Origin of the sequence: Candidatus Borrarchaeum sp. (assembly GCF_019058535.1) — an archaeon.
Classification (GTDB): Archaea; Asgardarchaeota; Sifarchaeia; order Borrarchaeales; family Borrarchaeaceae; genus Borrarchaeum; species Borrarchaeum weybense.
On sequence record NZ_JAHPYX010000038.1, the window covers coordinates 1 to 13,170 of the forward strand.

Consider the following 13,170-nt stretch of genomic DNA (forward strand, 5'->3'; position numbering starts at 1 on the left):
GTCGTAGAAGCAGGAAGCCTTGTGGCTTTCGCACGAGGTAGCTCACTAAATTCTCAATCAATTATAAGGTGAAGCAAAACAATTGTTTCACTGTATTTTTTTCATATAACATGTATTTTTGAGAACAAATTTACCATAACAAATATGAAAAAGCTTCGCGAAAAATTCAATAGTAGAAAATTTCGTAGTCGTATTACGCTCCGAGGCATTAGGTAAAAACTGCAATTTAAAGTATAAATATTGCAAAAACCATAGTAACAATAGCGAACTATTCAAAATGAATTCGGGGAATATTTCTATGAATTCGATTGAACGAGTGAAAATAGGGATTCCAGAACTAGACGATCTTCTCCATGGTGGATTCATTAAGAATTCTTCAACAGTTATTACTGGGGGCGTCGGAACGGGTAAAACGATCTTAAGTTTGCAGTTCTTATGGAATGGAGCTAAAACATATAATGAACCAGGCTTGTTGATAACGATCGATGAAAGCCCGGCTGAATTACGAAGAGAAGCAGCTATGTTTGGATGGGATTTGAAAGAATTAGAAGAGGCAAACCCACCTTTACTAGCGATCATCGATATAGCAACACCAAGAGCGGGGTTACCTTCAGATGAACGCTATACTTTGCGTGAGTTAGATTTGCCACTGATTATAAAAAAAATATACGACACGCATAAAGAAATCAATGCGAAACGTGCGGTAGTCGATTCATTATCTGCACTTGGTTTTCGTTATGATTCGCTGGGAAAGATAAGATCAATAATATTTCAGTTGACATCCTTTTTAAATGAGTTAGAAGTTACATCTCTTATGACAGTTGAATCACCAGAAAACTCATCCATTTCCCGTTTCGGGATTGAAGAATTTCTCGCCCAAGGCGTGATTCAGTTATTCTTAAGAAATGATGACGCAGGTAATCTAAAGAGAAATCTGCAGATTCGCAAAATGCGGTCTACTCAGCATTCACTAAAGAACTTCTTCTTTGAAATATCAGATAAAGGAATTGTAATTCTATCAGGTTGAATGCGTTTCTAATACATTTAAATAAGATTTTTTTAATTACAGTACTTTGAAGTGAACTTCAAACGATTTTTGTTTGATTCTATCCCCATTGTTTAATGCATGTAGCGCTATGAATCACAAAAGAGATTTTCTTAAGTTATTGCATCTATAGTAAAACTATAAAAGGCATAAACAGTTCATGTTTTGAGGGTGTCAGCGGTGCAAATCGAAATAGATCCAATACTATTCTTTATCGCAATTGTTGTGGTAATCGGAATTTTCGTAGCTCGCGCCGCGGAACACAGAAAATTCCCACGCACACTCCCTTTAATACTTACTGGGATAGCCCTTGGTGTCATAAATTCGTTATTCGCTACTCCACTGTTCAATTTAGAAGAAATGGGCATTCCCTTAGAAATAGTAGCAACGCTAGCACTTGCTGCCGTTTTATTCAGAGAAGGCTTACATCTTAATATTGACGAACTCAAGAAATCAATTAAGCCTGTAATTTTGTTAGCATCACTTGGAACGTTGTTAACCACATTTCTCATTGGTGCACTGGGACAGTTCGCATTTGAGTTAACTTTAATTCTAGCTCTTCTTTTTGGAAGTATTTTTTCACCGACTGATCCTGCAGCTACGTTTGCTTTGTTCGAGGGCGGAGGAACAAAGATCAAAAAGAATTTAGAGACTACTTTAGGTGGAGAATCGGCTTTTAACGATGCTGTTGGAATCGTAATTGTTACACGGATATTTCTTCCTGCAGCAAAAACAAATCAATTTCAATTTAATGTGTTGTTAATAATTTGGACACTTATTGGCGGCATAATTATCGGCTTAGCTTGTGGTTGGTTGGGAAATGTACTAATAGAACGTGTCCGTAGAAAATTAGAGATTTCCTTAATAACCATCAGTGCTGCCCTATTAGCATTTTCTCTTGCAGAACTGTCAGGGGCGAGTTCAGCCATAGCAGCACTTATAGCAGGCATAACTTTAGGCAGCCCGCATATAATCAAAAAGCAGCCCTTTCCGAAAGAAGGAACCCTGGAAATTTGGGAGAATATATCGTTTCTTGGAGAAATTATTGCTTTCATTCTGATTGGTGCCTTTTTCAACCCTCTTGAAGCTATTGCATTTGTCCCGTTAGCACTACTTATGACAGCAATAATTCTCGTATCAAGACCAATAGCAGTTCTAATTAGTACACTAGGAACTAAGTTATCTCTAGGTGAAACGCTGTTTGTGGGTTGGACTGGAATGCGAGGATTAGCTACTGCTGCCTTAGTCGCAATTTCATTTGAAGAACTGCATATATCTAACCCGGCTAATGCAACGGCATTAGTTAACGCGTCAATGTTAGTTCTTCTTTTCACGTCCGCTATTCAAGGCCTTACTATTCCTTTTATAGCTTCAGAAACTGGTGTAGTAGTTGAAGTTGATGAACTTGAGGAGATTACTGCAAAGCAAATTGCAACAGCGGCAGTTATATTGAGATTACACGAGGCTTTAGAAAATAGAGAAATTGGGAGAACCACTTACACAAGGCTCTCTACACCCTATCAAGATGAATACCGCATTTTATCAGAAAAAAAGAAAGCACTCGATGCTGAGCAAAGAAATAGAATTAAAGCCCTCAAGATAGAACTAGAGGCGTATAGGAACGCTTGTGAGCGTCTATATGATGCTTTAGAAGATTGTGAAATTGGGGATAGATCTTGTGAAGATTTAGTGAAGTTGTACGAAAGAAAGATTCAAGATGTCGAAGCTGAACTTCTTAGACTAATGGAGGGAACAGCAGAAGGACCATCAATACTAAAAAGGTTATTTGGGGGTATCCGCAAGACCCTTAATCGAAAGAAGGTTTCAGAAGAAAAAACTGATCTTGAGAAAATTGAAGGTATTGTTGAGGATGTAGGAGAATTAAAAGATTTAGGAGAGATTGAAGCAATAGATACTGATGACGTGGATAATAAAGATCTAAATAACTCCTAAAAACATTCTTTTCCTTTTCTAAAGAAAATCTTATTGGTTTCACAGATAAATCTAATTGATTAAAAATTGTTGCTCATATACTTTTTATAAATAGTTAACGTCATTATACTACTCTTAATAGAAATTTCTGATACTATGTGGTTAGCAAATCTTCTTTGAATGCAGTTTCGGCTATTTAATGACGGGTGCAAAGTACTGGAGAGGCAGATATTTGTCAACAAACAGCCTAATTTCAATGATTGGAATTACAATCATTTTAATTGCAACATATGCCCTGATTTCAACTGAGAAAATAAATAAAACAGTGGCTGCGTTAGTGGGTGGATTAGGAGTTTTAATTTTTGTTAAGGTTACATTTCTAACTACAGGCGTTGAAGTATTTTCCGATGCTGAGATATTCAGTGAATTAATTGATTGGCAGACTATCACAATTGTTGTGAGTATTCTTATCGTAGTCGAAGCGGCTCGTGAATCCGGACTTTTTGACTGGATAACTATTAAAATCGTCAAGTTAACGAAAGGCGAACCAATAAGGATCTTCTTATATATGAATCTGTTGACCTTTGGTCTCTCTGCGCTTACTTCATCCCCTGCTTTTGTCATCGTGGGCGCGTTAACGCTAGTTGTAACAAAAAACCTAGATTTAGATCCATTGCCGTTTCTTGTTAGCGAGATTATGATCGCAAATACAGCTGGTGTTTGCACTGTGATCAGTAGTTTCGTCAACATATTAATCGCTTCAAACTATAATCTTGACCCTGTGTATTTTCTTTCATATGGTGCATTTGCTGCTCTTGCGATTCCTATAGGTGGCCTTCTTGTTGTTGTTAATCTAATTGTATTCAAGTTAATTTATGGAAAAAGGTTACAAAAAGATGCTGAAACACTCTCTGAAGACTTAAAAAGAACATTGATTGGACTGGACGAATGGTTAGTCGTGAAGAATCGCAGTGCCTTCTACAGGTCTGCATTTTTGCTAATAGGGACAATCACTACATTTGCAGTTGCTAGTTTCATAAATGTGCCTTTCTTCCTCGTTGCGTTAACCAGTGCAATACTTTTTATTTTCTTTTCAGATAAAAGAATAGAGGTATTGCTCCATAAGGTTGATTGGGAGATGGTAATCTTCTTCATAGCGATATTTATTCTTGTTGGAGGAGCTCATAAAGTTGGTATTTTGGATATATTTGCTGAAAGCATTGGAGGCTTGTCAGGGGGAAATAAGTATCTTCTATGGATAATACTCGTTTGGATGACTGGGATTCTGAGCGGATTCATGGACAATGTCAGTGTAACGGCTGTCCTTATCTTTGTCATTCCAACTATCGCTGCTACGGGAGGCTTTAACGAGACTGCGATCATCTGGGCAACAATTCTCGGCGCGAATCTGGGTGCGAGCCTCACGCCCATTGGAGGAGTGTCGAACATCATAGGTATAGGACTTTTAGAAAAGGAAGGAACACCTATTTCATGGCTTGATTTCATCAAACTTGGGAGTATTATTACATTTGTAGATCTCGCAGTAGCAACAGGCTATCTTTTCCTGCTTGCAACCATATTTGGTTGGTAGGAATATACATTTTGAAACGTGTTTTGTATGCCCGAAAAATCTTGATACTTGAAAAATAAGAGCCCTTTCTGCTTTAAAGGATTCGCTTGCTTAACAGAAATCAGGTGCGCTCAACGTGATTATCAAAACGGGACATTTTGAATGTTCTGCAACATAACGCGCGGCAGGTCCCAACTGCATTGTCTCAGTCATTTCACTTTTGCGTCCCATTACAATTAAATCAATATCTTCCTTTTTTGCTTCCTCAATTATTTTAGGACCAGGCTTACCGCGTATAATCATAGTGTGCATTTTAACATCTTTTGTGCTGCAGATTCTCTCTACCTCTTTTATGTAACTTTTTCCGAAAAGTTCAGAGAATTTTGCAATTTCTTCTTCGAGAGCTGCATCCCCGAATAACTGTTTTCTTGTTCTAGTATCTTCGGTTTCAGGTGCAACATAAAGAATCACAAGTTCTGCGTTCATTTGTTTAGCCATATTGATTGCGTGACCTGCAGCTTTTAGAGCAATTTTTGAACCATCTATTGGAACTAAAATCTTTGTATACAATTTTATACCTCGTCATAATTTTCAATTATGAAAGTCCAGCATACTTAATAAGAAGTCTCATTCTATTTCAATTTGTATTAATCTATTCATTAATGAGTTAAAATACTTATAAAGGTAGTTAATTTGTTTAAGACGTATTCATCGGTTTTTAAAAAGGAGAACACTTAAAAGAACTTTGTCCCAAACACCTTGAGAAATCCTCTTATCACAACAATCATAATTATTTGTCACTATTCCCGATTTTGTGATTCACGCTATTTATCTATAACTTTAATAAACCATTTTTTTATACGTGTGTCATATATTGAATAACTACTGAGTAAGAAATAACGGAGGACATTATTTGTCGGATAACGTCACTGCGGTGATTGTAATTGCCATAATATTGATCGGCACATACATTCTCATTTCGACAGAAAAAATGAATAAAACATTGGCGGCTTTGCTCGGAGGAATAGGCGTTATATTATTTGTGAAAGTTACTTTCCTAACTACAGGTCTTGAAATTTTCACAGACGCCGAGCTATTCGGCGAAATCATTGATTGGCGAACAATAACAATAGTAGTATCCGTTTTAGTAATAGTTGAGGTATCACGAACCTCTGGGCTGTTCGATTGGATCACGATCAAGATAATTAAGTTAACAGAAGGTGAACCTACCAAGATCTTCTTATATATGAATCTGTTGACCTTTGGTCTTGCTGCCCTTTTGGGTGCTGCTCCAGCTTTTATTATCGTCGGAGCACTTACTCTTGTCGTTACAAGAAATATGCAATTGGATCCCCAGCCCTTCATTATTAGCGAAATCATGGTTGCTAACTCAGCAGGGGTATCTACAGTCATCAGTTCCTTTGTAAACATATTAATTGCTGCGAGATATCAACTTGCCCCTGAACATTTTCTTACCTACGAAGGATTTATCGCACTTGGTCTTCCAATAGGTGCACTTCTTGTCATAACAAATCTACTCTTATTTAAATTACTTTATGGCAAAAAGATACAAGAAGAAGCTGCGAACGCATCTGTAGACCTTAAAAGCGCTTTATTGAGTTTAGATGAGTGGCAAGTAGTTAGAAGTCGACCAGTATTTTATAGATCTGCAGTATTGTTAATAGGAACGATCGCGGGATTTGTGGTTGCCAGTTTCATAAATATTCCATTTTATGTCGTGGCATTGACTAGTGCCATTCTCTTTATATTCTTCTCAGGCATAAGAATAGAAGTTATCCTAAGAAAGCTGGATTGGGAAATGGCCATTTTCTTCGTGGGTATTTTCATTATTGTTGGAGGAGCTCATAAAGTAGGACTTTTGGATTTATTTGCGGAGTCTATAGGTGCTGCAGCGGGAGGGAATAAGTATGTGCTGTGGGTTATTATTATTTGGCTCAGTGCACTTCTTTCTGGGTTTATGGATAATATCAGCGTAGCTGCAGTGTTAGTTTTTGTTATTCCAAATATTGCTGCAATTGGATTTAATGAAACATCGATAATATGGGCAACAATTCTAGGCGCGAATTTAGGCGCAAATCTGACTCCGATCGGAGGCGTCGCAAACATTGTGGCAATTTCTTTGCTCGAAAAAGAAGACGCACATATTTCATGGCTTAACTTTATCAAACTAGGAGGAATTATAACTCTCGCAAATCTTGCAGTGGCAACAGGATATATTATCCTACTTTCAGCTGTGCTCGGCTGGTGATAGCCAATCTTTAAATTATGATACTCAATACCGGAAAACCTACTAGCTCAATTTTTTCCTTTCGATTCATAGTACCTTTATAATTCACAGAAATTAGGTGCATCTGTTGTAACGATTAAAACTGGGCATCTTGAGTTTTTCAATACATATTCTGTGATATTTCCCATTAGCTTGGCTTCCGTTGTTTCGCTTCGGCGACCGATTACAATCAGTTCGATATCTTGCTTTTTTGCTTCCTCCACAATTTTTGGACCGGGTTCACCACGTTCTATTATCTTTGTCATAGCTACTCCTTGCGTGCTACAAACCTCTTCTATTTGGTTGATATAACTTTGTCCAAAAAGTTCAGTAAATAGACTAAGCGATTCTTCAACTTTGTCTTCCAGAAATTTTTTCTCTTTTTCAGCTTCTTCGGTTTCGGGTATTACATGAAGGACCTCTATTTCTGCGTTCATGAGTTTAGCCATATTGATTGCGTGACCTGCAGCTTTTAAAGCAATTTTAGAGCCATCTACCGGAACTAAAATCTTATTATACGTTTAAAATTCCTCCCTTTGTTTCTTGTAGCTTATAAATAACAAGAATATCTTATTATTTCTTCATTTAAATCATTATTCTTACGACTTTTAATATGCATTTTTGCTGATAATCTTAATTTTAGAATTATTAAGGGAATAGTTCATTTCAGTTTTATATAGATGCTAATAGTAATCTATAATTCGGACCTATTTTTCTTCTCAAGTCTTAGGGGCAAGTTTAGGGTAAGGAGGTTCATTTGCACGGAGTTGATTGAAATGGATGCTTCTGAACAAGCAAAAAAGGTGCTAAAAGAAGTATTTTTTCTTATTGGAAAAGGGAGAAAAGATCAAGCCATGATCCAACTTGAGAAGGCAATAAATCTAGCAAAAACAATACAAAGCGAATATTTAAGACCATATGTCCTAAATGAAATTGCACAAGCAATGTTGAAACTGGATAAAATGCAAGAAGCTATTCAAATCATTCATGAAGCTATAAACATTGCAAACGAAATTGTTTTCACTGCATCTCGTTTAGAAATTCTTCTTGAAATTGCAAGATCGCTGAGTGAAACCAGTTCCGAAATTCAGAATGTTAAAATTCTTCATGAAACTCTTGAAATTACAGAAAAAATTCTTAATAATATTATAGATCAACCTCACATCGATATTGCACATCAAGTAACTGTAATTTTGAGAAACATTGTTAAGAAGTCAAGAAACCTTTCTATACTTAATGAAATCTTAGTATTAAGTAAAAAGTTCAATGATAAAGATTATCGCAAAATGCTTTTAAGAAATATTGCATTCCGTCTTGCTGATCTTTGTAAAAACACAACTGATATCTCTTATATCAAAGACGTTTTGAAAATTGTAGATCAAATCGAGCTGAAAAATTATCGTGAAAAAGCTATTGTGGAAATCACGCGACTCTTAACAAAAACTGCTACACACAATAGAAACCTGGAAATCGTTCAGATCGCATTAAAATTATCAGAAAAGATCCCCTCTGAATATTATCGTTCAAAAATTAGGTCTAAATTGTCTATTTTAAAAGAAAATGCGAAATCCTCTTAATATCTATAAACTCTTGATCACAAATTTCTTTTTGATGTTTAAGGAGAGTACAATTAAGGAATTTGAACCATCTTTGCCAGAACGAGAAGCTTTCCAATCGACCAATTCCCTATGATAATTGAGATGTAACTCAAGTTGAGTGATATAAGAACGTGACTAAGCAAAAAGTTTGTGCCATTAATTTAAGGTTATTTATAAATAACGTTTTGGCGTTCTAACCTGATTTCTGATAACTCTCAATATCTGCAGGATACTTTACATTAAAAACCCTTATTTTGATCACTTTCACTGATCCCTGTAGTTGTTTATAAATCAAGAAATTTATACACAGTATAGTAAATTAGTACTGAGGAGTTACTTTGTCCATAGACAATTTTTTTTCGAACACTTTTGATGAAGAGATGCGAGAGACTTTCAAACTTCTTAAGGAAAGGAGCATATCTCAAGCTAAAAAACTAAATCAAGATTTACAGAGATTAGAAAACCTATTAATGAAATTTGAGCCGTTTCCATTTGCACATAAATTTGATGATGATTTTTTAGTTGCAGCGGTAGACGGAAGTGGTATATCTTCTCTTTGTAATTTTGAAGACAATTTTATACAATTAGTGACAGCAGCGACTGTAATTCACAATACAAATACACATGAAAACAAACCAATGAAATTTATAGCTTTAGATGACGTAATTCCAAATAATGGACTATTAACGAAAGTTTTTAACTTTTCAGCGGATCGATCGCTTTTCATTCAACAATTAATTGATTTTTGTGAGTCAGTCTACCCAATGCCAGATTTAGTTGATCCAATTCTCTCACATATGACGGAGTATTCAGAATGGGATCCAGAGGAATTACAAATCACTGATAAAAATAAATTAATTAAAAAAATCGCATCGGAACTACTAAATTATATTCTATTCCCAAGTCCACTGCAGGAGGATAACATACTTCAATCGGTACGAGAAATTGCGGAATATAGTCTGGCAAAACAGGTTGTACTTAGTGATTTACCAATAAAATATCTTATTCTCGATGGATCATTAACAATTTTTCCACCAGGCAGACAGAAAGTGCCAATTGGGGATTATCTTCTTAGAGATCTATGTTTAACTTCAAGAAAACGCGATATCATTGTCTGTGGATTGAGCAAAACACATACACTTCCTGGAGCCACGCAAATTTCAGATATTGCTAAAGAGCGTTTTGGATCCCATGCACATTGGTTTTGTCGAATACCAGGTCGTGAAGATCCGCAAGGGAAACTCACTATCTATGAAAATCGAGAAATACCCCCTGCTATGGCAGTTACTTATATTTTCAAGTTTTCTGAGACTTCTCCGATATTTAGAATCGACTTTGACTATTTTTGGTGGATGAAGTCTATTTTCAATGAAGATAAAGAAAAAATGAAGAACCGTGAAATGAAACTATTTAGAGAACTTGACTTCATGAGCCATGAAGCAAACTGGTATGGCTATCCTTGTCCACCTGGATTCGCTCATAAAAAATGTACTCTAACTCACATCGTTCGTGAGGTTTTAACTAGTAGGGCAATACAAATTGCAAAAGAATTAGGCATAAAGGAAGAACATTTAATATCAGCTAGGAAAAAAATAGGATTGTGAGGATGAGCAAACTTGGAATTAGATCTAGGTATGCCATTTGGCGTCTTAGCCGGAGGGCATTTAGGAAAACTTGTTGTTATTACAAAAAATGAAGATCTTTCTGTAGGAGACATCTTTCTTATTCCATCTTCGAGAGGTGAGTATCGGTATTTTATTTTTCGTATAAGTAATTTTGAGAATATAATAAGACGACTCAGCTCTATTGATACCGTTGCTGAAACCTTGGTTGTCGAAAAAGACGCATATCTTGCTAATTTGGAAGAGGAAAAACTCATTGCTGTCGAAGGAAGTCTATTAGGATATGGCAAATACCATGATAAAGACAATAAATTCGTTTTCAAAAAAGCTAGACGACTACCTGAACATTTTTCAGCAATCTATAAAGTTCAGAAAGTTCAAAACGAAGATTCTTTGAAGGATATTTTAGCATCACAACTTTCAGGCGATATATTTGTCGGGGACTTACTGGTAGGTGAAGAAAGTCTCAATATTGATGTTATGATACCGAAAGGAAAAATTCCAATGCACGTTGGTATTTTTGGTGCTACTGGCTATGGAAAATCTAATCTAATGCAGGTTATCACAAAATCCTTCATAGATTACAACCTTCAATGTTATTTAAACGGTATTGAAGATAGAATAACTCTCTTAACAATCGATCCACATGATGAATATGCATTAGGGACAGGAAAGTTTGGAATACAAGATATCATAGATGAAATCGACAGTCGCTCAAGCAAAGTACGACGTGAGCTTTTTGGCGATTTCTATTACCTAACCACTAGTATCGATGCTACAGCAAGGGATGTCCAAAGATATGCTAAAAAACTCAAAATTTCCTTACAAGAGATACTGCCAATTGATCTTATGTCTATCCATCAATTTACCCCACCACAAATAGCTTATATGTATTCACTACATGCAGTTTACGGTGACGAATGGATAAATAATGTTGGAGACGCGCAAGGTTTTATGGATGCAACAGTTAATGCTGTCGAAAGATACTTGGCCTTCTTAAGACGATCTAACATTTTTCTTGATGGCTACGCTGGTTCAAATCTGTTAGATGTTGTTTCTGCCCTTGAGATGGGGCGTGTATTATTATTCAATACAAGCATTACGAGTCAAAGGGAGCAATTTCTCAGCACAACAATAATTGCGCGCACAGTTTTTGAACTGCGCAAAGCAGTAAAATCCAGTAATACACTAGATATCCTAAAGAAGCAAATTGCAACGCGTGATTTATCTGAATGCATTAGAAAAGACTTTTCACAAAAAAACTTGATACAAAAGTTCTACTTAAAAGATCAAACTACAGTAAAAGACACTTCAGAGCTTGTTCCTATTCTCATAACTGTGGAAGAAGCACCCTCTATTCTCACTCCAGATCTAATGAGATTTGAAGGTAATGTCTATAAAGCTATTTCCCGTCAAGGCAGAAAGTTTGGAATCGGTTTGGCGGTCATAAGTCAACAAGTTTCATCGATTAATCCCGCTCTATTGAGTCAACTTAACACACAAATTGTTTTAGCACTTGGAAATGCTGATGAAATACGATTAGCCATAAAAGCAGCTAGCAGAGACATTTCAGACTTTGAGAGTGAATTTAAGGTATTAGATCGTGGAGAAGCTGTTGTAACAGCAAGTTATCGTGATCTTCCTTTTGTTGTTCATGTACCTCTCTTTGACGATCGTTTTAAAAAGGATAGTGCAAAATATACTACCATTAAAGATGCTAAGGATCCAAAAGTTATACTGTAATGAGGAACTTCATAATGGTCAACTTTTTGCATGTTTCAGATACCCATCTTGGGTGCACTTCAAGCGATGTCCGACATATGACAATAAAATATCTCAATATGAACTTCCAACCAATAGAATTTGATTTTGCAAGGGCCTATTGGAAGATTATTACATATGCGCTTGAAAAAAAGGATGAAATTGATTTTATTGTTCATAGCGGCGATTTCTATCATTACCCCTTTTTAAGACATCCTTATCCACCGTCTGAGGCTTCTCGGAACATCGCAGTTAAAGGACTTAAAAGATTAGATCGTGCAGGCATTCCAACGATCATAATAGATGGAAATCATGGCATTTTTCATTCCCGAAGGACTTCAACGATACAGAGTTTTGAAGTACTAGAAAATGTGAAGGTCTTTACATTTTGGGATGACCTAATAAACGTCTTGCAAGGGAACAAAAAACAATTGATCTACAATCTCAACGAAAAAGACTGTGTAATTCATTGTTTTCCATTCGTTAATAAAAAATATCTTGGATCACTTAGCGAAGATGCTAAAGATGAGTATTTAAATTGGCTGAAAACTTACAATACTTCAAATAAAGGTGTTACAGAAATAGGTGTAACCCATGGAATGAAACTAGATGAAACTTTGCCAGCAGAACTTCTTGATATAGATTTTGATTATTTAGCGGTCGGACATAATCATCATTTTGAAAAAATTAGCAAAAAAGCCTATAATGCAGGAGCAATAGAGCGTTGGCGTTTTGATGAATCAGATCAAGAAAAAGTAATATTAGAGGTACAAGCAGAACATGATGAACTACCCAATGTTACATCTATCACCCTTGATTCGCGACCTATGCTTTCTACGATAATTGATGCAAATACTGACGATCCTCCTTCAGCGGTAATTGAAAAAGTACAAAAGTATCTCAACACACACAAATTAGCTACTGGATTTGATTTTGATTCAGCGTTTCGTGTCAAAATTGGTGTGAAAGGCGATATGCCTCATACATTCTGGGCACGCTTCAATGCAGAACTAACTGAGTTATATAATGAAATAATGCGAAAGGATGATTATAACATACTCCAATTCTCAATAGGCAGAATATCAGATCCTATTGCAGAAGACTTGGAGCTTAAACCTGGAGAAGAAGTTGAGTATCTAATCGAAAATCCAGAAAAAGATTTTAGAAAATTCATTGAAAAGATATCACCTGAAGATTATGATATAGATCTACTCATTAGGCTTTTTTCTGATGCAGTGAAAAGAGTAGAGGAAGCGTCAAATACCCCACCCAAAAGGTAGGGGCTTATTCCGTGAGGAGTAAGAGCAATTAGTTGATTAGCCTAAGAGAGGTCATATAGTTTATGACGATATCTA

At 36.0% G+C, this 13,170-nt stretch carries 10 protein-coding genes; 8 read left to right on the plus strand and 2 right to left on the minus strand.

Annotation, left to right across the window (positions count from 1 at the left end; translation table 11 throughout):
• The first annotated feature begins 298 nt into the window (after positions 1-298).
• The 3 genes from QVB70_RS02030 (at position 299) to QVB70_RS02040 (ending at position 4,568) form a co-directional block, all read left to right on the plus strand.
• Positions 299-1,027, plus strand: a complete 729-nt coding sequence (locus tag QVB70_RS02030; RefSeq protein ID WP_287582869.1) for an ATPase domain-containing protein — start codon at positions 299-301, stop codon at positions 1,025-1,027.
• A 198-nt stretch (positions 1,028-1,225) separates the two neighbouring features.
• Positions 1,226-2,998 (plus strand): sodium:proton antiporter, encoded by a 1,773-nt coding sequence (locus QVB70_RS02035; protein ID WP_287582872.1) that lies wholly within the window; start codon positions 1,226-1,228, stop codon positions 2,996-2,998.
• A gap of 211 nt (positions 2,999-3,209) precedes the next feature.
• Positions 3,210-4,568 (plus strand): SLC13 family permease, encoded by a 1,359-nt coding sequence (locus QVB70_RS02040; RefSeq protein WP_287582874.1) that lies wholly within the window; start codon positions 3,210-3,212, stop codon positions 4,566-4,568.
• Between the two features lie 90 nt (positions 4,569-4,658).
• Here QVB70_RS02040 and QVB70_RS02045 read toward each other — a convergent pair whose 3' ends face one another.
• Entirely contained in the window at positions 4,659-5,117 is a 459-nt protein-coding gene (locus tag QVB70_RS02045; protein WP_287582877.1) for a universal stress protein, read from the minus strand.
• 343 nt (positions 5,118-5,460) lie between these two features.
• Here QVB70_RS02045 and QVB70_RS02050 point away from each other — a divergent pair, with 343 nt between their 5' ends.
• Positions 5,461-6,816: an SLC13 family permease gene (locus tag QVB70_RS02050; protein ID WP_287582880.1), complete on the plus strand. Its 1,356-nt coding sequence runs from the start codon at positions 5,461-5,463 to the stop codon at positions 6,814-6,816.
• A 77-nt stretch (positions 6,817-6,893) separates the two neighbouring features.
• On the opposite strand, the gene QVB70_RS02055 is transcribed toward QVB70_RS02050, so the two are convergent.
• Positions 6,894-7,343, minus strand: coding sequence for a universal stress protein (locus tag QVB70_RS02055; RefSeq protein WP_287582890.1), 450 nt, complete (start codon positions 7,341-7,343; stop codon positions 6,894-6,896).
• A gap of 267 nt (positions 7,344-7,610) precedes the next feature.
• On the opposite strand from QVB70_RS02055, the gene QVB70_RS02060 reads away from it, so the two are divergent.
• The 4 genes from QVB70_RS02060 to QVB70_RS02075 all read left to right on the plus strand — a co-directional run bounded on the left by QVB70_RS02060 (position 7,611) and on the right by QVB70_RS02075 (position 13,095).
• Positions 7,611-8,411, plus strand: a complete 801-nt coding sequence (locus QVB70_RS02060) for a hypothetical protein (RefSeq protein ID WP_287582882.1) — start codon at positions 7,611-7,613, stop codon at positions 8,409-8,411.
• A 359-nt stretch (positions 8,412-8,770) separates the two neighbouring features.
• Entirely contained in the window at positions 8,771-10,036 is a 1,266-nt protein-coding gene (locus tag QVB70_RS02065) for a hypothetical protein (RefSeq protein ID WP_287582884.1), read from the plus strand.
• A gap of 12 nt (positions 10,037-10,048) precedes the next feature.
• Positions 10,049-11,797 carry an ATP-binding protein gene (locus tag QVB70_RS02070; protein WP_287582886.1) on the plus strand — a complete coding sequence of 583 codons (1,749 nt, stop codon included), beginning with the start codon at positions 10,049-10,051 and terminating at the stop codon, positions 11,795-11,797.
• 14 nt (positions 11,798-11,811) lie between these two features.
• A complete protein-coding gene (locus QVB70_RS02075) occupies positions 11,812-13,095 on the plus strand; it encodes a metallophosphoesterase (protein WP_287582888.1) in 1,284 nt (427 codons plus the stop codon).
• Positions 13,096-13,170 lie beyond the last annotated feature (75 nt).

Bases quoted from the DNA above. Each gene is read 5' to 3' on its own strand.
- QVB70_RS02075 (WP_287582888.1), top strand. From the start codon at position 11,812: ATGGTCAACTTTTTGCATGTTTCAGATACCCATCTTGGGTGCACTTCA.
- QVB70_RS02060 (WP_287582882.1), top strand. From the start codon at position 7,611: ATGGATGCTTCTGAACAAGCAAAAAAGGTGCTAAAAGAAGTATTTTTT.
- QVB70_RS02030 (WP_287582869.1), top strand. From the start codon at position 299: ATGAATTCGATTGAACGAGTGAAAATAGGGATTCCAGAACTAGACGAT.